We start from the raw sequence: 20,630 nt of genomic DNA, 5'->3' as shown, positions 1-20,630 counted from the left end.
ACTCAGTCGCTGCGCATCACGGCCAGCAGGAACAGCCGTGCCTTCTGCCAGTCACGGCGGATGCTGCGTTCCGAGCGCTGGCTAAGCTCGGCGATCTCCAGCTCCGACAGCCCGGCGAAATAGCGCAGTTCCACGACCTTGGCCAGGTGCGCATCGACGGCCTGCAGCCGTTCCAACGCCCCGTCCAGGGCCAGCAGATCCTCGTCCAGGCGTATGCCGCTGCTGCTGTTCTCGGGAATCTCGGCCACCCGCTTGAGGTCGCCACCGCGCTTGCGCGCCAGGCGGTTGCGCGCGTAATCAACGACCACGCTGCGCATCGCCGAGGCTGCATAGGCGAAGAAGTGCGCACGGTCCTCGAAGCGCGCCGCACCGCGGCTGCCCAGCAGCTTCAGGTAGGACTCGTGGACCAGCGAGGTGGCATCCAGGGTCCGCCCCTGCTGCCCGGCCAGCTGCCGCCGGGCCATGCTGTGCAGCTCCTGGTACAGGGTGGTCAGCACGCGGTCGAGCGCGGCACGGTCGCCGCCGCGCGCAGCATCCAGCCACACAGTGATATCCGGGCCTTCGTCCATCGCCAACGCTCCCCCGCAGCGGATGTCGGCTGGACTATAGCGCTGCGCGTGTGCAGCGCATGAAGACGTTCAGCGCTGGCAGCGGCTGCACCACACGCTGGCCCGCTGGCCGATCATCGCGTGCTTGAGCGGGCGGCCGCAGCTGGGGCACGGCAGGCCATCGCGGCCGTACACCAGCAGCTCCTGCTCGAAGTAGCCCGGCGCGCCGTCGGGGCTGATGAAATCACGCAGGGTGGTGCCACCACGGGTGATCGCGTAGTCCAGCGTTTCCTTCACTGCCGTGGCCAGCCGCCGGTAGCGCTCGCGGGTGACCTTGCCAGCTTCGCGCAGCGGGCTGATGCCGGCCTTGAACAGGCTTTCGGCCGCGTAGATGTTGCCCACGCCGACCACCACCGCCTGGTCCATCAGGAAGGTCTTCACCGGCGCGCTGCGGCCCCGGCTGCGGGCGAACAGGTAGTCGCCGTCGAAGGCTTCATCCAGCGGTTCCGGGCCCAGCCCCCGCAGCAACGGATGGATCTCGCCGGCCGGCTGCCAGAGCAGGCTGCCGAAGCGGCGCGGGTCGTTGAAGCGCAGCAGGCGGCCGTTGTCCAGGCTGATGTCCACATGGTCGTGGGCGCGCAGCGGGGTGTCGCCGGGCAGCACGCGCAGGCTGCCGGACATGCCCAGGTGCAGTACGGCACTGCCGATGGCGGTATCCAGCAGCAGGTACTTGGCGCGGCGGCGCACGTCTTCGATGCGCTGGCCGGGCAGCAGCTTGGCCACTTCCGGGGGGATCGGCCAACGCAGGTCGGCACGGCGCAGGATCACCCCATGCACGCGGCGGCCCTGCAGGTGCGGCGCCAGGCCGCGACGGGTGGTTTCTACTTCGGGCAGTTCGGGCATGGGACGATTCTATGCCCGCTCAGCGTGGTGGTGCAGCCAGTTCCCGCGCATCCAGGAACCCATCACCGTTGGCGTCCTGCTTGTGGAAGCGCTGCACGATCGTCTGCCGCTGCTGTTCGCGGCTGATGGCCCTGCCCTTGCCGCCCGGCAGTTCATCAGCGCTCAGCACGCCATCGCCGTTGCGGTCCATGCGATCGAAGGCGTACAGCATCCACTGCAGGTACTCGGCTTCACTGACCTTGCCGTCGCCGTCGCTGTCCATGCGCTGCAGGTAGCTGGCGGTATCGCTGACCTGGGCCTGCACGGCAGGCGCCCACACTGCGACCAGCAACAACACCGTCAGCGCAGCCTTCATCCGCCCACCAGGGTGTAACCCTTCAGTCGCGCGGCATAGGCCTGCAGCGCGGCAATGCCGCTTTCCTCGGCCTCGCGGCACCAGGCCTGCAGTTGACGCAGGCGCTCGGCGGCATCGTGGCCACGCGCTTCCAGCAGCGTTGCCAGGCGCGCGCGATATTCCACCAGGGTACGGATGCGCGGGCGCTGGGCGACCCATTCGCTGAGCTGCGCGCGGCTGTCCGGCTTCAACCAGCGGCCGTCGTTGACCAGGCCACGACGCAGCCTGCGCGGCAGCAATCGGCGCAGCTTGGCACCGGCGTGTCGTGCTTCCTCGCGCAATGCCGGCATGAACACGTTGCGCTGGTAGTCGGTCATCGCCTGGAAGCGATGCGACAACAGGGCTTTCAGGGTGTCGGCGTCGGGCACGGCGATGTTCGGGCGTACGTCCATGGCCGGCGCCACCCGCAGTACCTTGGCCAGGCGCAAAGCCTGCAGCAGGCGGATCGCGCTCCAGCCGATGTCGAACTCCCAGCGCCGCATCGCAAAGCGCGCCGAGCTGGGGAACGCATGGTGGTTGTTGTGCAGTTCCTCGCCGCCAATCCAGAACGCCCACGGCGTCAGGTTGGTGGAGGTGTCGGCCGACTCGTAGTTGCGGTAGCCCCACCAGTGGCCCAGGCCATTGACCACGCCGGCGGCCCAGAACGGAATCCACGCCATCTGGATCGCCCACAGGGCGATGCCCGGCAGGCCGAACAGCACCGTGTTGATCGCAAACAGCAGCACCGGGCCGAAGGTGGCATAGGGGGTGTACAGGCGGCGCTCGATGGCGTCGTCCGGCGTGCCGCGACCGTACTGCTCGATGTCCTCGCGCATGCCGCGTGCTTCGCGGTAGAGCTCCACGCCGCGCCAGAACACCTGGCCGATGCCACGGGTGACCGGGCTGTGCGGGTCGTCCTCGGTTTCCACCTTGGCGTGGTGCTTGCGATGGATCGCCACCCATTCCTTGGTGATCATCGAGGTGGTCAGCCAGGTCCAGAACCGGAAGAAGTGCGCGACCACCGGGTGGAAGTCCACGCCCCGATGCGCCTGGCTGCGGTGCAGGTAGAGGGTGACCGAGAAGATCGTGAGCTGGGTGAAGACCAGCAGCACCAGGGCCAGCTGCCACCAGCCCAGGCCCAGCACGCCACCGGTCAGCAGGGACATCAGGGCATCAGGCATGGCGGCTCTCCAGAGCGACACAGGTATGGAAGACATCATGGGCGCTTGCGTTGCAAACTGCACCTTGCACCGCTGGATTGGCAGCGCCATTCCGTGGCTTCGTTCACAGTTGGGGACCCGTGTTGTCGAGCCTTGATCCGCGCATCCGCGCCGTAGACCCTGCCCCATCCGCCGGGGACCTGCCGCCCTTGATCGAACTGGACCGCGCCAGCGTGATGCGCGGCCAGGTGAAGGTCCTGCACGGGCTGAGCCTGCGCATCGCGCAGGGCCAGCACACCGCCCTGCTCGGCCCCAATGGCTGTGGCAAGTCCACCTTCATCAAGCTGATCACCCGCGAGCTGTATCCGCTGGCGCAGGCCGACGGCACGGTGGCGGTGAAGGTGCTGGGGCAGAACCGCTGGCAGGTCGACCGCCTGCGTTCGCAGCTGGGCATCGTCACCGGCGACCTCAGCAGCAATCTGGCCGACATGCCGGGGCTGACGGTGGAGCAGGCGGTGCTGTCGGGGTTCTTCGCCAGCTACATGGTGCCGGCCTTCCGCGAGGTCACCGCCGACATGCGCGTGCGGGTCGGCGAGACCCTGGCGATGACCGGTGCGTCGGGCCTGCGTGAGCGTGCTTACGCCGAACTGTCGGCCGGCGAGACCCGCCGCGTGCTGATCGCCCGTGCGCTGGTCAACCGGCCGCAGGCGCTGCTGCTGGATGAACCCTCCACCGGGCTGGACCTGGTGGCCCGCCAGCAGTTGATCGCCACCATGCGCGTGCTCGCCCAGCAGGGCATCACCCTGGTGCTGGTCACCCACCACATCGAGGAAGTGATTCCCGAGATCGAGCGGGTGGTGCTGCTGCGCGACGGCCGCGTGCTGGCCGATGGCGCGCGCGCCGAGCTGCTGCGCGACGAACCGCTGTCGGCCGTGTTCGGCGGTGCGATCACGGTGGTGGAACAGGAAGGGCGGCTGACCGCGTACGCGGGGTGATCGACATGCCACTGTAGAGCCGAGCCTATGCTCGGCTGCTCGTGGCCGCGGGAACGGCAGCCGAGCATAGGCTCGGCTCTACAGAAGACGGTGCAGCGGGCCGGACATCCGGCCCGCCACGCCCTGCTTCAGAACCGCAACGCCAGCGCGCGCGACTCGATCGGTGCCATCCGGCTCTGGTCCTGCAGCTGCAGGTCGCGCAGTTCATAGGGCGCACCGAAGCCGGCAGGCAACGCGGCCTGGTCGAAGGGCAGCACCAGCGCGCCGCGGCCCGGGCCATCGAACCACGCTGCGGCATGGGCCTGCGCCACCGGCTGCAACTGGCCGTTGGCTGCGGTGGCATACAGCGTGCCGCGCGCCTCGTAGCGGCCAGCGGCGGCCACCTGTAGCGGCAGGCTGACCCGGCGGCTGCCCGGATCGGGCATGGCCTCGCCAGCGAAGCGGGCGGTCGGCCTGGCCACCGCGAAGGCAACCTTGCCATCGCGCAGCACGCCGTCGGCCTGGGCGAACACCTGCAGTTCCCACAGGCCCTGTGCGTTGCTGGCCTCGGCCGGAATCCTCACCTGTGCGCGCAGGCTGCCATCGGTGGTGCGCAGCAGCCGCTGCGGCCAGCTGCGGCCATCGGGTGCGACCAGCAGCGCTTCACCGCCGAGGCTGCCACGTCGTGCACGCAGCGTCGCTGCGCTGGCCCCGTCTTCCAGCAGACGCGCCTGCAGCTGCACGTTGCCACCGGCCAGCACCTGGGCCTGGCTGGCCTGCACTTCCAACCGCAGCGGGCTGTTGGGCTCCAGCACCTGCACCACGTAGCGGCCCTGCGCCTGCGCGCTCTGCAGGCGGTAAGCACCGGCTGCGCTGGTGGTACCGGTGCGCAGCATGCTGCTGCCATCGCCGACCGGCATGCCCGCATCCTGCAGCTGGCGTGCATCAACACTGCGCGCAACGCTGCTGCGCCCCGCCGGATCACGCACCTGCAGCGCGCTGGCCGGCAGCGCGCGGGCACCCGGCGCCGGGCTGAGCTGGATCACCGCATCGGGCGCGCTCAGCGGCAGTTCCAGGCCGCGCTGCAGCTCGGCACCGTCGACCTGCTGCCAGTAGCTGCGGCTGATCGCGGCCTGGGGGCCGGGGGCCTGCAGTGGCTGCGCCGGGTCCAGCGCCCAGGCGAAGGCCAGTGGCGCGTGCTCGCTTTCGTCGGCCAGCAGCGGCGCGGCAACCAGGCCGGCGGGAATCTGGTCGCCGGCGGCGACGCGCAGCGGTTGCGCGGCCTGCGCCGATGCGGTGGAAAGGACCGCCAGCACGGCGGTAGCCAGCAGGGTGGAATGGATCGTCATGGTCATCTCCCTCACTGGGTCAGGTCGTTGCGCAGGATGCTGCCGAGGCCGAAGCACTCGCGGCGGCTCTGGTTGTGGCTGAGCGGCTCGGCGCCCTGGGTGCGCGCCTTGTCGGTGAACCACAGGGTGCCGGCTGCCTTCTGGCTGCTGCATTCCAGGAAACCGTCCGAGCACGACGACAGCCAGTTCTGGGTGAACTCCAGGCCGACGTTGGCGGCATAGCCACCGCAGTAGCTGTTGCTGTCCCACACCGCCGATTCGACATCGCTGCCGACCACGGCGCGGAATGGCTTGGGCAGGGCCGGGCGGCCGGCGGTGCCGTACAGGTTCTGCGCGTTGTAGGTGGCCATGTGTCCCACCTGCTGCATGCGCACGGCATCGCTCTTGTAGCCCAGCAGCCAACCCAGCGAGGTTTCGAAGGTATTGCCGTTGAGCACGGCGTCGGCCAGCGGCGTACCTGCCGACGAGGGCGCCAGCGCAGTGACCTTGCGCACCCGGTTGATGATCTTCGGGTAGCGGCTGTCGTAGGTGGGGTTGGACAGGATCCAGCGCATCACGTTGCCGCCGTTGGAGTGGGTGATCACCACCAGCTGGGTGATGCCACGGCTGTCGATGAAGCCGGTGAGCTGGTTGGCCAGGCAACCGGCCGCTTCCGGCTTCCACATGTACTGGGTGAAGTCGCAGTTGATGACCACGTAGTTGCTGCTGTTCGGCAGGCCCTGGCGGACGGTGTCGATGATCGCCGGCTGCCAGTAGTCCTGCGTGGCATTGGTCTGCGCGCCGGTGCCATGCACGAAGGCCACGCCGTAGACGTCGGCGGCCTGCGCCGGGGCGGCCGCCAGCCCCAGTGCCAAGGCCAGGACGGTACTTCCTGTTGCGGTGCTGCGCATCGCTTCTCTCCCTTTCAGCGGATCCCCCCGGCCCGGCTGTGACCTGATGCTCATGGCGGCGTCGCGTGAAAGTCCGTGCGCTGCGCCCGGATTCAGGAGATTGCCGGCATTTGATGACGGTTTTCATCGCCCAGCGACTGACCATGCCGGGTCTGGCCGTATGACCGATGGGCGCTGCGGCCGGCAATCGAGGCTGCGATCATGGCCGGCGAGTTTCCTTCCCGAGTCTGCCCATGTCGTCGATCCTTCCCCCTGCCCGTCCACTACTGGGCCTGGCCATCGCGCTGTCGCTGGCCGGCTGTGCCGCCACCGCCAGCAAGCCGACCGCCGTCGAAGCCAACATCACCACCAAGGCCGTGGGCTACCTGGACAAGAGCGCAGTGCCGGCCAGCATCGATCTGGTACCGGCACCACCGGCCGCCGGCTCGGCCGCCTTCGCGCTGGATGAACAGGTCAGCCGCGAGGCACGTGCGCTGCGCGGCAGCCCGCGCTTCGCCCAGGCCGGTGTCGATGCCGAACTGGGCTTCCCGGAAGGCGCCAACCACTTTTCCTGTGCCGCCGACATCGACGTCGATGCAGTGAAGACCCCTGCCCTGTACCGCCTGCTGGAGCGCAGCCGGATCGATGCCAGTGCGGCTACCAAGGCTGCCAAGAACACGTACAAGCGCCCGCGTCCGTTCATGGTCAACGGCGAGCCGACCTGCTCGCCGAAGGATGAAGAGGGTCTGCGCAGCAACGGCTCCTACCCGTCCGGCCACACCTCGATCGGCTGGGCATGGGCATTGATCCTGTCGGAGATCGCACCGGACCGCGCCGATGCCATCCAGGCCCGCGGCCGCAACTACGGCGAGAGCCGCCTGGTGTGCAACGTGCACTGGCAGAGCGACATCCTCGAAGGCCGCTTCATGGCTGCGGCCGCCGTCGCCCGCCTGCATGACAATGCCGCGTTCAACAAGGATCTGCTGGCGGCACGCAGGGAAATCGCTGCCGCACGCAAGGCCGGCCTGCACTCCAGTCGCGACTGCGCCACCGAGAACGCGGTGCTGAAGGTGCGCCCGCAGAGCGCGCTGTAAGCCATGCCTCTGTAGAGCCGAGCCATGCTCGGCTCAGAGCAGCCGAGCACAGGCTCGGCTCTACAGGAAGCAGAAAACAGAAGGGCCGGCTTTGCGCCGGCCCTTCTTCATTGCATTACCGCAGCAACCGCATCAGAACTTCGCGGTGAACTCCACGCCCCAGGTACGCGGCTCGTTGAGGAAGCCGGTCAGGTTGTTGAAGTCGATCGCGCCGACCACGCGGGTCTGGTTGGTCAGGTTGCGGCCGAACACGGCCACGTCGTACTGGCCGTAATCCCAGTTGTAGCCCAGGCGCAGGCCCCCCTCCAGCGAGCTGCGGCCTCGGAACTCCGGCGACTCGTAGATGAAGAAGTTGACCGCGCTGCGGTAGGCCCAGTCGGTGTAGGCATACAGCTCGCTGCCATCGCTGAGCGGGAAGCCCACGCGCAGGGTCGCGTTGTGGATCCACTTCGGCGCCTGCGGCAGCGGATTGCCGTTGACCAGCGCGTAGGTGCCGCCATTGATGATGGTGGTCGGATCGGTGATGGTGCAGCCGCCGCCGCAGATCGCCACCGCCAGGTTCTTGTCCTTGATCTCGGTGTCGTTGTAGCTGCTGCCGAAGGTCAGCAGGACGTTGTCGGCCAGGTAGGCCTCCAGGTCCAGCTCCACGCCCTGGCCGATGGTCTTGTCGGCGTTGAGCAGGGTGGCGGTGTTGTTGCCGCCGCCGACGGCGATCAACTGCTGGCCGTCCACGTCATAGCGGAACACGCTGAAGCCCAGGCGTGCGCGACGCTCGAACAGATCGGCCTTGATGCCGGCTTCGTAGGAGATCACTTTCTCCGAATCGGCCTGCGACAGGCCCGGCGCGAATGCCAGGCGGCCCTGGATCGACGGCGCGCGGAAGCCCTTGGCCACGCGGGCATAGGCATTGACGTTGTCGGTCAGCTTGTACACGCCGCTGACATCCCAGCTGACGTCGTTGACGTCGGTGTTGGCCAGGTACGGGCCGCTGACCGGCGTGCCGCCCGGCGTCTGCTGCAGCACGCTGGCGCTGAAGTCCTTCTTGTCCTGCGTGTAGCGCACGCCGGCACGCAGCTTGAAGCGGTCGGTGACATCGAAGTCGCCCGAGGCGAACACCGCCCACGCCTTGTTGCGCTGCTGCTGCACGACGTGGCCGGTCTGCGGGTTGCCCGGCGTCAGCGAGTCGTAGTTGAAGTTGTTGATGGTGACGTCTTCATCGAAGTAGAAGACGCCGGCCTGCCAGTCGAAGCGACCCCATTCGTTGGATTCCACGCGGAATTCCTGGGTCCACTGGCGGTGGTGCGGCAGGCCGTCGGCCGACTCGGACGGGAACGGGATCAGGCCCGGGCCGGAATTGCCTGCACCCAGGAACGCAGCGCCGTAGCCACCATCGATGTCGCCGCGGTTGAGCGATTCGGCGGTCTCATAGCCGGTGATCGAATGCAGGGTCACCGAACCGAGGTTCCACTGCAGGCGCGCGCTGCCGCCCCAGGTTTCCAGGTCGGAGAAGTTGACGCCGTCATTGGCGACCTTGTCGCGGTCGAAGTTCTCGACCAGCGAATTGCCGCCCTTCTCGATGATGTTGGCGCGGAACAGGCGGGCGGTGCCGTTGAGCTTGCGCTTGTGCAGGTTGAACAGTGCTTCGAAGTCATCGCCTTCGTACAGGAACTGCACGCGGCCGGCGGCTTCGTCATAGCCCTCGAAACCACTGTTGGGCGCACCGGCGCGGGTGTTGTCGACCCAGTCGTCGCGACGCTGGTAGATGGCCGACACGCGTGCGGACCAGCGGTCGGTCAACGGACCGCCGTAGGCACCCTGCACGTTCCAGCTGTTGTAGGTGCCATAGCCCACGCGCACGTAGCCATCGGCATCCTGCGACGGACGCGCCGAATCGAACTTGACCACGCCGGCCGGGGTGTTGCGCCCGAACAGCGTGCCCTGCGGACCGCGCAGCACTTCCACACCGGCCAGGTCGAACAGCGGGAAGCCCTTCAGCAGCGGGCTTTCCTGCACCACATCGTCGTACACCAGCGAGACCGGCTGCGATGCATTGAGGTCGAAATCGGTGTTGCCCAGGCCGCGGATGTAGAAGCGCGGGAAGGCACGGCCGTAGGAAGACTCGATGTTGAGGCTCGGCACGCGCGCAGCAAGGAAGCGGATGTCATCGCCCGCCGAACCGAGCACGTCGAGCTTTTCGCCCTGGATCGCACTGATCGCAACCGGTACGTCCTTGGCGTTCTCGACGCGACGCTGTGCAGTCACCTGCAGCGCATCGAGGGCGACCGGATCCTTGGCGGCGGGGGTTTCCTGGGCGGCTGCTACCAGCGGCAGCAGGGCGGAAAGAGCGACAACGAGCGGGCGCGCGACCGGAGAGCGGCCACGGGAAGTACGGGTCGGAGACATGGCGGTAGGCTGTGTTTGGAGGGGTGGTAAAACGGCGCTACCAGATAATTGTTGCAATACAGCACCTCCCCCGCAAATGCCGATCGTTCATGGCCGCCTCCCGCGCCGCCGGAAGCTGCCGCTAGACTCGGGGTTTTCCCCCGCAACGGACCTGCTGCGATGACCCAGTGGTACTTCCATGCTCCCGGCCAGGCCGACCGTGTCGGTCCGTTCGACGAGGAGGCCGCGCGCCGCTTCGCACAGGCCAATCCACGCGCGTTGGCCTGGTGCCAGGGCATGACAGGGTGGACACCGGTGTCCGAAATCGTCGCCCTGCAGCAGGCCAGCACCGCCACGGCAGTTCCGCCGCCGATGCCCGCAGCCATGGCCGCAACCGCAACTGCGTCCACCGGCAGCCGTGCCGACCGCATCGACTTCCGCATCGTCGGCCATGAAATGCAGTTCGTGGAAATCGAACTGGACCCCGGCGAGGGTGCGGTGGCCGAGGCCGGCGCGTTGATGTTCAAGGACGCTTCGGTGCAGATGGATACCGTCTTCGGCGGCGGTGCACGCGGTGGCCAGGGCAGCGGTTTCATGGACAAGGTGATGGCCGCCGGCAAGCGCGTGCTGACCGGTGAGAGCCTGTTTGCCACCGTCTACACGCAGACCGGCCAGGGCCGCGGCAAGGTCGCCTTCGCGGCGCCCTATCCCGGTACCGTGCTGGCGATGAAGCTGGACCAGCACGGCGGGCGCCTGATCTGCCAGAAGGACAGCTTCCTGGCCGGCGCGCGCGGCGTGCAGATCGGCGTGCAGTTCCAGCGCAAGATCATGACCGGCCTGTTCGGTGGCGAGGGCTTCATCATGCAGAAGCTGGAAGGCGACGGCTGGGTGTTCATCCATGCCGGCGGCTGCGTGGTCGAGCGTGAGCTGGCCGCCGGCGAACGCCTGGATGTCGATACCGGCTGCATCGTCGCCTATCACCCGACGGTGGACATGGACGTGCGCCGGGTCAAAGGCATCCGAAGCGTGCTGTTCGGTGGCGAGGGCGTTTTCCTGGCCACCCTGACCGGGCCGGGCAAGGTCTGGCTGCAGTCGCTGCCGTTCTCGCGCCTGGCCGGCCGCATGTGGATGGCCGCGCCGCAGGGCGGCGGCAAGAGCCGTGGCGAGAGTTCGCTGCTGGGCTGAGCGGGACGGAGGCTGGACGGCGCGCCGGTTCTGACCGCGGGATATCGGTAGGTGCCGACCTTGGTCGGCACTGGATTGTGCAAGCGCCGGCCAAGGTCGGCATCTACCGCCCGCATTTCATGAATGGGGAGTCGCCCCACCCTGCCCGCTCCGCCACGCCTTCGGTATGCTGGCGCCCTTTCCTGAATCCGGCGCCGCGAGCGCACTGCCGATGAGCCTGTTCCGCCCCCGTGTGCTGCTGTCCGTCGCCCTGCTCGGCCTGCTGGCCGGCTGCGGTGGTGAAGAGGTCCGCCCCACCCCGCCCGCGCAGCCCACCCTGGTGCCGCAGGCCAAGCCGGTGAAGATCGGCATCGCACTCGGCGGCGGCGCGGCCAAGGGCTTTGCGCATATCGGCGTGATCAAGATGCTCGAGGCCAACGGCTTCGAACCGGTGGTGGTGTCCGGCACCAGTGCCGGCAGCGTGGTCGGCGCCCTGTATGCCAGCGGCATGGATGCCTTCCAGATGCAGAGCAAGGCGGTGGCGCTGGATGAAGCCAGCATCCGCGACGTACGCCTGTTCTCCGGTGGCCTGGTGCAGGGCCAGAAGCTGCAGGACTACGTCAACGAACAGGTGGCCAACCGCCCGGCCGAGCGCCTGAAGAAGCCGTTCGCTGCCGTCGCCACCCAGCTGGAAACCGGCGAGCGCTCGATCTTCGTGCGCGGCAACGTCGGTCAGGCGGTGCGCGCTTCCAGCAGCATCCCGGGCGTGTTCGAGCCGGTGAAGATCGGTGGCCGCAATTACATCGACGGCGGCGTGGTCAGCCCGGTGCCGGTGGATGCCGCGCGCCAGCTCGGCGCCGAGTTCGTGATCGCCGTGGACATCTCCAGCAAGGCCAGCGGCAAGGCGCCGACCGGCATGCTCGGCATCGTCAACCAGTCGATCTCGATCATGGGCCAGCGCCTGGGCGAGCAGGAACTGGCACGCGCGGACATCGTGATCCGGCCGAAGGTGCTGGACATCGGCGCCGCCGATTTCAGCCAGCGTGGCACCGCCATCCTGGAAGGCGAGAAGGCCGCGATGGCGGCGATGCCGCAGATCCGCGCCAAGATCCAGCAGCTGCAGAAGGCCCGCGCCGCCGCATTGGCACCGGCACCGGTGGCTGCACCGAAGTGCGACGAGCCTTCGCGCCTGGGCAAGCTGATGGGCCGCAAGGAAAAGTGCTGAAGCACGCGGATTGAACGACCGTCGCGGTCAGCGCCGCGGCGGTGGGTAGCCACTGGCCAGGCGTCGCTGCCGGCGCCGCTCATCGACCGCCCGGTCATGCCGCTGTGCGCTCAGCTGCAACTGCTCCATCGCGTCCCCCGGCAGCCACAGCTGCTGCTGGGCACGGGTGATCGCCACGTAGGCTGCGCGCACCGGGCTGTGCAGCGCGCGCGCATCATGGCCGCTGTCGAAGCAGCACGGCGCCATGGACACCGTGGCGAACTGCAGGTTCTTGGCATGCTGCGCCAGGCACAGCACGATGCTGGCCTCGCCCGCATCGACCAGCTGCCCGAGCAGACGCTGCAACGCCGCAGCATCGAAGCCACCGGCAAACAGCGCGGGAATGTCCGCCTGTCCACGCTTGGCGCAGACCTGCACGAAGCTTTCCCAGCGTTGTCCGGGGCCGCCACCGGCGGCGCTGCGCCATGCGTCGATCGGGCCATCCACCTCTTTCAACAGCGCCTGCCGCGACGCCGGATGCAGATGCACGCGCGCGCCGCGGGCGACCAGCGCGTTGGCTTCCAGCAGCATCCGCCACAGGCTGCCGTACACGCGGGCGCCGGTGCTGGGTACCACCGACCAGTCGTCATAGCGGCGCAGGCCGGTGGCGCGGTCGCTGGCCCCCATGAACGGTGCCGGCTCGCCGAGATCGTCCAGCGCCAGCGACTGGTTGACCAGCGCATCGACCTGGCGCCCCTGGCGCACCGACTGGTGCATCTCCAGCGTTTTCGCCGATGACCAGCGCTGTACGCGTCCGCTCAGCCGTTGATGCGGATCGCCCAGGCTGACCACGCCGGGCGCGTGGGTGGCCAGCAGCTGTTTCCATGCCGGGCTGAGATCGTGCGCCTCATCGACCAGCACCATGCCCAGCGACACCGGCAGCGGCACGCCACGCAGCGCCAGCCATTTGCCGATATGCCCGGCATCCAGCCGCAGGCAGCCGCCCTTCTGAACGACCGCATCGAACATGCAGCGCCAGACGAACTCCGTGGCCGCAATGAACGGCGTGGCTTCCAGCTGCGCTGCGGCCAGCGAGCGCTGGAAATGCCAGGCCTGCAGGTTCGGCGCTGACGATGCGCACCAGCGGTTGATGGCGTCCAAGGCGATCATCAGCACCTGGTCCGGCCGGCGCGTGCCGATGGCTGGCAAGCCGAGGCGGGCAGCCGCTTCGCGCAGGGTCAGCGTGCTCTGCCGGTAGGTCGGTACGAAGCCGCCGGTCAGGCCGTTGGCGGCAGCGTGGCGGGCGATCGCGTTGGCGAACTCGATCTGGGTCAGCAGGCGCGTGCCGGCGTCAGCCGGCAGCCGCGCGCGGAATGCCTCGACCTGGCCACGCGTAGGCGCCACGTAGGTGTAACGGCCCGGGCGCGCCTGCAGCAGCGCCAGCACCAGATGGCCCTTGCCGGTGCCGGCGTAGGCCTGCAGGTCGATCAGCTCATCGGGATTGGCCGCGATCGCACGCAGCACGCGTGCCTGTTCGGAGGTGAACAGGCCGTTGTGCTGGGTCGCGTGCGTCGTCTGTTCGTCATCGCCGGCGTCTTCGTCATCGCCTTCGGCGAGCGATGTCGCCGGGAAATGGATCGTGTGCTCTTCCAGGGTGATCCTGCAGGCCGCCTGGAAGTCCGCGCCGGGATATGCGTGCGGCGACACGGCCAGCACCGCCCCCATCACCTCGTCCGGTGCCAGCAGCACGTCCTGCGCGGCCAGCACGCCCAGCCAGGCCTCCAGCGCACGCGCATCCTGTCCAGCGCTGGCCGCGAGCTGTGCCTGCGCAGCATGGCCATCATCCGCAGCGAACAACGCACAGGCATCGTGCAGCACGCGCTGCAGCTGGGCGGCCGGTTGCTTCTGCCGGCGACACAGCATGGCCACCAGCAGGCCGGCCTGCTCCAGCGGGGTGTCCGGCGGCGTACCGTCGGTCAGGTGCCGCAGCAGGCTCTGCTCGCGCAGCGGAAGGAACACCAGGGAAGACGTCGAGGATGGGGTATCAGACATACCGGAGCCAGAGGGAATCACTGCGCTGCCTGCATGTTGACGGCCGCCGCGGGGCACGATGCTCGGCCAGTGCACGCGCGCCGTCAAACATCACGGCGCCCCGCTCATTCAAGCTGCGACAACGGCAATGCCTGGAAACCCTTCACCGTGCGCAGCACGAAGCTGGAATTGGCGTCGGCCACGCCACCGGCGTTGAGCAGCCTGTCCAGCAGGAAACGCGAGAAGTGCTCCAGATCGCGCACATAGACATGCAGCAGGTAGTCCATGTCGCCGGTCAGGGCGTGGCAGGCCACCACTTCATCCCAGGCCTGCACGCTGTCGACGAAGTGCCCGATCGCGGCCTGGTCATGCTTTTCCAGCTGCACGCGCACGAAGGCCTGCAGCCCCAGGCCGAGCCGGCGCGGCTCCAAGCGCGCGCCATAGCCGACGATCACCCCTTCGCTTTCCAGCCGCTGCAAGCGACGCAGGCAGGCCGACGGCGACAGGTTCACCCGTGTCGCCAGCTCGGCGTTGGTGGCGCGACCATCACGCTGGATTTCGGCCAGCAGACGTATATCCGTGCGATCGAACTGGACTTCTCCGGCCATTGTTGCCCCGCAACATGGTGAGTACGCAATGATATTGCGCCAAAGCGGCTGATCCGCGCAACTTTTGCAACCCTGTTGCGCGCCCCCTGCCCTAGCATCAACGGTATCCCGTCAAGGAGTCTTCCATGGACCTCGCCCAGCCCCGCCGCGTCGAACACCAGCAGACCGACAAGGGCTACGTGCCGGTGTACACCACCGCGCTCGTCGAGCAGCCGTGGGACACCTATACCGCCGACGACCACGCCACCTGGAGCACGCTGTACCAGCGCCAGCGCGAGCTGCTGGTCGGCCGCGCCTGCCAGGAATTCCTGGATGCGCAGGACGAGATGGGCATGAGCGCGCACATGATCCCGCGCTTCGACCAGCTCAACGAAGTGCTCGGTGCGGCCACCGGTTGGACACTGGTGGGCGTGGAAGGCCTGCTGCCGGAGCTGGATTTCTTCGATCACCTGGCCAACCGCCGTTTCCCGGTCACCTGGTGGATCCGTCGCCCCGACCAGATCGACTACATCGCCGAACCGGATCTGTTCCACGACCTGTTCGGCCACGTGCCGCTGCTGATGAACCCGGTGTTCGCCAACTACATGGAGGCGTACGGCCGTGGTGGCGTCAAAGCGCACGCGATCGGCCCCGAGGCGCTGCAGAACCTGACCCGCCTGTACTGGTACACGGTGGAGTTCGGCCTGATCGACACGCCCGAAGGCATGCGTATCTACGGTGCCGGCATCGTCTCGTCGAAGGGCGAATCGCTGTACTCACTGGAGTCGGCGGCACCGAACCGCATCGGTTTCGACCTGCAGCGCATCATGCGCACGCGCTACCGCATCGACACCTTCCAGAAGACCTACTTCGTCATCGACAGCTTCGAACAGCTGATGCAGGCGACGTCGCCGGACTTCACCCCGATCTACGCCGCGCTGGCCGACCAGGCGCACCTGCCGGCCGGCGATGTGCAGGACGACGACCGCGTGTTCCAGGCCGGTACGGGCGAAGGCTGGGCTGATGGTGGGGATGTGTGAGTAGGCAGCAGAGGTCCGGCTGAACTTCAAAAGCGTCTGCAGCTTTTGAAGTTTAAGGGGCCTGGTTCAGGCCTCCGGTATCCTGCAGGCCATGACCGATGTGTTTACCGACCTGCGGGTTACCGACGTTGCCTTCAACGACGACTTCGTCCTGTTGACCCTGGCCGATGGCCGCCACACCCGGCAGCCGCTGCGCTGGGCGCCAGCCCTGTTCGAAGCCAATGCCGAACAACGTGCGCAGTGGGTCACCACCGCCGACGGACTGGGCGTGAACTGGCCGGCGCTGCTGCCGGCGCAGGAGCGCGGCGTGGTCGATGTTCCGAACCAGGTGTGGGATGACCGCTATGAAGCCGCCCTCGCCCGCCTGCAATCGCATGCCTGGTCGCTCGATGCGCTGTCTGACGAAGACCAGCAGCTGGTCGCGCTGTGGCGCATGGAAGCAGACATAAACAACGGCGGCTTCATGCAGTTCCTGTGCAACTGGGGCGACCCCACCTGCCAGCTGGCGCTGCGCGCATTGCAGGCGATGGGCGCAACACAGACGCACACGATCCTGGCGGGCATGCGCGGGCTGCTGGATCGTCTGGAAGACGACCCGGCGATCAAGGAACTGACCGACCTGTACGGCGCGATGAGCGAAGACGAGCAGCAGGCGCTGGAGGCGTTCGAGGACGCCTACTACGCCCGCCCGGAAGACCTTGCGCGATTGGGCCTGAAGCATTTCGGCGCGGAACCGTTGTAGAGCCAAGCCGAGCATGGGCTCGGCTCTACAGATAAGCGCAGACCCGTGTAGAGCCGAGCCCACGCTCGGCTGCTTTTCAGCTACCGCGGGTACGCCAGCAGCACCACCAGATCCTCTTCGCCCACCTGTTGCAGCGCATGCGCGCTGCCCTTGCGCGTCAGCAGCGCATGACCCGCACGCACATCATGCTGCTTCCCATCCAGCACATAGCTGCCCTGCCCGCTCACGATGTAATAGATCTCATCCTTGTGCTGCGGATGCAGGCCGATGCCCGCGCCCTTGTGCAGCACACGCTTGCGCAGCACGAATGGCAGGCCCTGCGCATCGGCGAAGAACGGATACGCCGTGGTCGGCCCGGCGCCGCCGTGCGGGCCCGGTTGCGCACGCGCCAGCGTGTCCTCGTGCACCACCTGCGAGGGTCGCGCAGGATCGTCACCCTGCCCTGCACCCGTCACATCGCAGTCGATATCACGCACCAGTGCCGGCTGCAGCGTCGGCAACACCAGCACCGCTTCGCGCAGCACCAGGCACGCCACCGCAGTGGCACCGGCCGCGCTGAAGTGCGTGCCATCGGCCTTGTTCTGCTCGGGCACGAACAGGAAGTACGGACGCGCGCCGTGCTCGCCCAGTGCGCGGATCCAGCGCATGCTGCGTTCGTTGAGGTCGATCAGCGCGACGTGTTCGCGTGCGGCCAGCTGCTGCATGGCCAGCGTGTAACGCGCATGCGTATCCAGCAGCGAACCGAAGTCGTACAGCAGCCGCGCCACCGGCGTGACCAGCACCGGTGTGGCGCCCTTGTCACGCGCTAGCTGCACGTAACGCATCAGCAGCTGTGGATAGTCGCTGTCCGGATCGGTGTAGCGCGTGGGATCTTCGAACTTCGCGTCGTTGTGGCCGAACTGGATCAGCAACACATCGCCACGACGTAGTTCGGCGGCAATCGCATCCAGGCGCCCTTCGTCGATGAAGCTGCGCGTGCTGCGCCCGCCCTTGGCGTGGTTGTGCACTTCGAAACGCGCCGGGTCCAGATAGCTCTGCAGCATCTGTCCCCAGCCGGCCTGCGGCGCGCGATCGGGGCCGTATTCGGCAGCGGTGGAATCACCGGCAATGAACAGCCGCACCGGTGCCGCATGCACGGCGCTGCACGACAGCAACAGCAGCAACAACAGCCTTCGCATCGCCAGCCCCCTGTAGAGCCGAGCCACGCTCGGCTGTTTTTTGATCAGAGCGCGACAGCCGAGCATGGGCTCGGCTCTACAGATCCGTGCGCGTCAGCGCGCCAACCAGCCACCATCGACCGGCAGCACTGCGCCGTTGACGTAGTCCGACGCCGACGAGGCCAGGAACACCGCCGCACCGGCCAGATCTTCCGGGTTGCCCCAGCGACCGGCCGGAATGCGCTCCAGAATCGCCTTGTTGCGGTCTGCATCGGCGCGCAGCGCGGCGGTGTTGTCAGTAGCCATGTAGCCCGGCGCGATCGCGTTGATGTTCACGCCCTTGCCAGCCCACTCGTTGGCCAGCAAGCGGGTGATGCCGGCGATGCCGCTCTTGCTGGCGGTGTACGACGGCACGCGGACGCCGCCCTGGAACGACAGCATCGAGGCGATGTTGATGATCTTGCCGCTGCCCTGGGCGATGAAATTGCGGCCGGCGGCCTGCGAGATGAAGAAGGCGGACTTGATGTTGACGTTCATCACGTCGTCCCAGTCCTGCTCGCTGAAGTCCACCGCATCGGCACGACGGATCAGGCCGGCGTTGTTGACCAGGATGTCCAGCCTGCCGAGGCCCTCGATGGTTTCGCGCACCACGCGCTCGACCGGCTCGATGCTGATCAGGTTGGCTTCGATGGCCAGGCAGCGGCGGCCCAGCGCGGTGATCTTCTCGATGGTTTCAGTGGGCGGGGCGATGCCGGCCACCGCGACATCGGCGCCGGCGGCAGCCAGTGCCACCGCGATACCCTGGCCCAGGCCGGTATTGCCACCGGTTACCAGAGCGACTTTTCCTTCCAGGCTGAAGGGATTGGTCATTGCGTATGCGTTCCTTGGTAGAGGCGTGCGTGATGCAGGCAAGCGACCACCGCACAGCGTGCGCGGTGGCCTGTCAGTGCTTACTTGAGCTGGCAGATGTCCAGCACGTGCATGTCGGTGTAATCCAGGTTCTCGCCACCCATCGCCCAGATGAAGGCGTAGTTGCTGGTACCGGCACCCATGTGGATCGACCACGGCGGCGACACCACCGCTTCGTTGTTCTGGATGACGATGTGGCGCTGTGCGTCCGGCTCGCCCATGAAGTGGTAGACGCGGTCGCTGTCGCCCAGGTCGAAGTAGAAGTAGACCTCGCTGCGGCGGTCGTGCAGGTGCGGCGGCATGGTGTTCCACACGCTGCCCGGCTTGAGCACGGTCAGGCCCAGCAGCAGCTGCGAGGACTGGCAGGTGGCCGGCACGATGTACTGGTAGATGGTGCGCTCGTTGCTGGTTTCCAGCGCGCCGCGATCGAGTGCAACCGCGTCCTTGATCGACAGCTGCTTGGTTTCAAAGCGCGCATGGGCCGGGGTCGAGGCCAGGTAGAACTGCGCCGGGTTGGCGGCATCCTGCGAAGCGAAGACGACGTCCTTGCTGCCCATCGCCACGTACAGGCCATCCTTCGGCCCCAGCGTGTACACGGTGCCATCGACGGTGACCGTACCGGTGCCGCTGCCGACGTTGATGATGCCCAGCTCTCGGCGCTCCAGGAACGGATGGCCGGCGGCGGAGGCCGGTTCGGTCTGCGCGGGCAGGGCCAGCGGGCCGTTGACCGGCGCGGCGCCGCCCAGCACGAAGCGCTCGTAGTGGGTGTACTTCAGGGTCACCGCATCGGCGTTGAACAGGCCATCGAGCAGGTACAGCTCGCGCAGCTGATCGTTGCTGGCGCCCTTGATGGCATCGGGATGGGTGGCGTAATGGGTCTTGCAGTACATGGCTTCTCCAGAGCAGGGGGCGGGCCGATGGTTCGGCCCCGGCACGGTTCACGGTCGATTCTAGCCAGACAGGAAACCGGTGTCATTTTGCGCCGCACGATACCGGTCAGGCGGCTTCGGCGGGGTGGGACCTCTTGAAAGGTGTCGCAAGCAAGCTGGCGACCTACAGGACTGATTCCTTCGGAATCAGTCCTCCGGCGGTTGGCAGGAATCGCGCACGATCAGGTGCGGACGTACGCTGGCGATCTGCAGCGCAGGCTGGCCTTCGGGCTGGATCAGCATCGCCGCTGCGGTGCGGCCGGTATCGCGGGTATGCCGGCGCACCGAGGTCAGCGACGGCCACAGGCGCGAGGCCAGCGGGCTGTCGTCGTAGCCGACGATGGACAGCTGGCGCGGAATGTTGATGCCCGCGCGCAGTGCAACCTTGTAGATGCCGGCGGCCATTTCATCGTTGCCGGTGAAGATGGCGGTCGGCCGACGCTTGCCCAGCAGCAGTTTCTCGGCGGCGGCCACACCGGATTCGAAGGTGTAGCCGGCCTCGATGATGCGATCCTTCGGCAGCTCGATGCCACGCTGCGACAGCGCCTCGATGAAGCCGGCGGTGCGTTCGTGCGCCGAGCGGTAGGCACTCGGGCCGGTTACCAGGGCGATATCGCGGTGGCCAAGCGAAAGCAGGTAATCGGCCGCTTCGGCGGCACCATCGCGGTCGTGGGTGACCACCATCTGCGAGGTTTCATCCAGCGGCAGCGCCGCCACGCGGGTGAAGCGGCAGCCGATCTCGTCCAGCATGTCCGCCAGCGCCTGGTCTTCGGACGCACGCGGCACCAGGATCACCCCATGCAGCTTCTGCTGCTGGGCGAAGCGGCGCACGCCGTCGATGTAACCCGGGCTGCGACTGTCGCAGGGGTGCACCACCAGTTCGAAGCTGGAGCCACGCAGCGCATCCAGCGCGCCGTACTGCATGTCCACGATGTACTGCGCGGTGGGATTGTCGTAGACCATGCCGATCAGGAACGAGCGGCGGAAGGCCAGGCCACGGGCCAGCGGGTCGGGGGTGTAACCGACCTCGCGCATCAACGCTTCCACCTTGTCGCGCGTGTCCTTGCGCACCAGCGGCGAGTTGTTGATGATCCTTGAAACCGTTTTCTTGGATACACCCGACAGTCGCGCGATGTCATTGATCGTGGCTGCCTTGCCCTTTGCCAATGCCGGCGTAGCGGCATCGTTCTTGTTGCGCACTGACATGTAGTGAAC

At 67.4% G+C, this 20,630-nt stretch carries 19 protein-coding genes; 6 read left to right on the top strand and 13 right to left on the bottom strand.

Translation table 11 applies throughout. From position 1 onward, the window contains the following. Positions 1–2: 2 nt before the first annotated feature. From QP457_RS00315 to QP457_RS00300, 4 genes are all read right to left on the bottom strand, one after another. Positions 3–569 carry an ECF-type sigma factor gene (locus QP457_RS00315; RefSeq protein WP_205404650.1) on the bottom strand — a complete coding sequence of 189 codons (567 nt, stop codon included), beginning with the start codon at positions 567–569 and terminating at the stop codon, positions 3–5. A 69-nt stretch (positions 570–638) separates the two neighbouring features. After that, positions 639–1,451, bottom strand: a complete 813-nt coding sequence (gene mutM / locus QP457_RS00310) for a bifunctional DNA-formamidopyrimidine glycosylase/DNA-(apurinic or apyrimidinic site) lyase (RefSeq protein ID WP_205404649.1) — start codon at positions 1,449–1,451, stop codon at positions 639–641. Positions 1,452–1,470: 19 nt separating this feature from the next. After that, positions 1,471–1,806 (bottom strand): EF-hand domain-containing protein, encoded by a 336-nt coding sequence (locus QP457_RS00305; protein WP_180164696.1) that lies wholly within the window; start codon positions 1,804–1,806, stop codon positions 1,471–1,473. Beyond that, positions 1,803–3,005: a fatty acid desaturase gene (locus QP457_RS00300; RefSeq protein ID WP_205404648.1), complete on the bottom strand. Its 1,203-nt coding sequence runs from the start codon at positions 3,003–3,005 to the stop codon at positions 1,803–1,805. The genes QP457_RS00305 and QP457_RS00300 overlap by 4 nt, the downstream gene beginning before the upstream one ends. Before the next feature lie 215 nt (positions 3,006–3,220). On the opposite strand from QP457_RS00300, the gene QP457_RS00295 reads away from it, so the two are divergent. Next, the gene (locus QP457_RS00295) at positions 3,221–3,979 is read left to right on the top strand and encodes an ATP-binding cassette domain-containing protein (RefSeq protein ID WP_223880226.1); all 759 of its coding nucleotides are present in this window, start codon (positions 3,221–3,223) and stop codon (positions 3,977–3,979) included. A 128-nt stretch (positions 3,980–4,107) separates the two neighbouring features. Here QP457_RS00295 and QP457_RS00290 read toward each other — a convergent pair whose 3' ends face one another. After that, a complete protein-coding gene (locus QP457_RS00290; protein WP_205404647.1) occupies positions 4,108–5,307 on the bottom strand; it encodes a DUF4785 domain-containing protein in 1,200 nt (399 codons plus the stop codon). A gap of 11 nt (positions 5,308–5,318) precedes the next feature. Next, positions 5,319–6,197, bottom strand: coding sequence for a hypothetical protein (locus QP457_RS00285; RefSeq protein ID WP_205404646.1), 879 nt, complete (start codon positions 6,195–6,197; stop codon positions 5,319–5,321). 233 nt (positions 6,198–6,430) lie between these two features. Between QP457_RS00285 and QP457_RS00280 the strand changes: the two genes are divergently transcribed. Then, positions 6,431–7,270, top strand: a complete 840-nt coding sequence (locus tag QP457_RS00280; protein ID WP_205404645.1) for a phosphatase PAP2 family protein — start codon at positions 6,431–6,433, stop codon at positions 7,268–7,270. Positions 7,271–7,402: 132 nt separating this feature from the next. Here QP457_RS00280 and QP457_RS00275 read toward each other — a convergent pair whose 3' ends face one another. After that, the gene (locus QP457_RS00275; protein WP_205404644.1) at positions 7,403–9,673 is read right to left on the bottom strand and encodes a TonB-dependent receptor; all 2,271 of its coding nucleotides are present in this window, start codon (positions 9,671–9,673) and stop codon (positions 7,403–7,405) included. Between the two features lie 159 nt (positions 9,674–9,832). Between QP457_RS00275 and QP457_RS00270 the strand changes: the two genes are divergently transcribed. After that, positions 9,833–10,837, top strand: coding sequence for a TIGR00266 family protein (locus QP457_RS00270; protein WP_205404643.1), 1,005 nt, complete (start codon positions 9,833–9,835; stop codon positions 10,835–10,837). Positions 10,838–11,048: 211 nt separating this feature from the next. Beyond that, positions 11,049–12,041 (top strand): patatin-like phospholipase family protein, encoded by a 993-nt coding sequence (locus QP457_RS00265; protein ID WP_100554303.1) that lies wholly within the window; start codon positions 11,049–11,051, stop codon positions 12,039–12,041. A 27-nt stretch (positions 12,042–12,068) separates the two neighbouring features. Here QP457_RS00265 and QP457_RS00260 read toward each other — a convergent pair whose 3' ends face one another. Both QP457_RS00260 and QP457_RS00255 read right to left on the bottom strand, forming a co-directional pair. Then, complete coding sequence (locus tag QP457_RS00260) at positions 12,069–14,072, bottom strand: hypothetical protein (protein WP_205404642.1); 2,004 nt, start codon at positions 14,070–14,072, stop codon at positions 12,069–12,071. A 104-nt stretch (positions 14,073–14,176) separates the two neighbouring features. Beyond that, a complete protein-coding gene (locus tag QP457_RS00255) occupies positions 14,177–14,659 on the bottom strand; it encodes an Lrp/AsnC family transcriptional regulator (RefSeq protein ID WP_025875473.1) in 483 nt (160 codons plus the stop codon). Between the two features lie 125 nt (positions 14,660–14,784). On the opposite strand from QP457_RS00255, the gene phhA reads away from it, so the two are divergent. Both phhA and QP457_RS00245 read left to right on the top strand, forming a co-directional pair. Beyond that, positions 14,785–15,678, top strand: coding sequence for a phenylalanine 4-monooxygenase (gene phhA / locus QP457_RS00250; RefSeq protein ID WP_205404641.1), 894 nt, complete (start codon positions 14,785–14,787; stop codon positions 15,676–15,678). Positions 15,679–15,769: 91 nt separating this feature from the next. Further along, the gene (locus tag QP457_RS00245; RefSeq protein ID WP_205404640.1) at positions 15,770–16,420 is read left to right on the top strand and encodes a DUF4375 domain-containing protein; all 651 of its coding nucleotides are present in this window, start codon (positions 15,770–15,772) and stop codon (positions 16,418–16,420) included. 80 nt (positions 16,421–16,500) lie between these two features. On the opposite strand, the gene QP457_RS00240 is transcribed toward QP457_RS00245, so the two are convergent. The 4 genes from QP457_RS00240 to QP457_RS00225 form a co-directional block, all read right to left on the bottom strand. Then, entirely contained in the window at positions 16,501–17,598 is a 1,098-nt protein-coding gene (locus tag QP457_RS00240) for a GDSL-type esterase/lipase family protein (RefSeq protein WP_205404639.1), read from the bottom strand. Positions 17,599–17,691: 93 nt separating this feature from the next. Further along, positions 17,692–18,447: a 2-dehydro-3-deoxy-D-gluconate 5-dehydrogenase KduD gene (gene kduD, locus QP457_RS00235; RefSeq protein ID WP_205404638.1), complete on the bottom strand. Its 756-nt coding sequence runs from the start codon at positions 18,445–18,447 to the stop codon at positions 17,692–17,694. 80 nt (positions 18,448–18,527) lie between these two features. Beyond that, entirely contained in the window at positions 18,528–19,376 is an 849-nt protein-coding gene (gene kduI / locus QP457_RS00230) for a 5-dehydro-4-deoxy-D-glucuronate isomerase (RefSeq protein ID WP_089241851.1), read from the bottom strand. A gap of 186 nt (positions 19,377–19,562) precedes the next feature. Next, positions 19,563–20,621 (bottom strand): LacI family DNA-binding transcriptional regulator, encoded by a 1,059-nt coding sequence (locus QP457_RS00225; RefSeq protein ID WP_025875485.1) that lies wholly within the window; start codon positions 20,619–20,621, stop codon positions 19,563–19,565. Between the last annotated feature and the right edge of the window lie 9 nt (positions 20,622–20,630).

The organism is Stenotrophomonas sp. As-7, assembly GCF_030291015.1.
Lineage (GTDB): Bacteria > Pseudomonadota > Gammaproteobacteria > Xanthomonadales > Xanthomonadaceae > Stenotrophomonas > Stenotrophomonas lactitubi.
The sequence above is the reverse complement of the archived record's forward strand: the minus strand, read 5'-3'. Positions and strand labels throughout refer to the sequence as shown.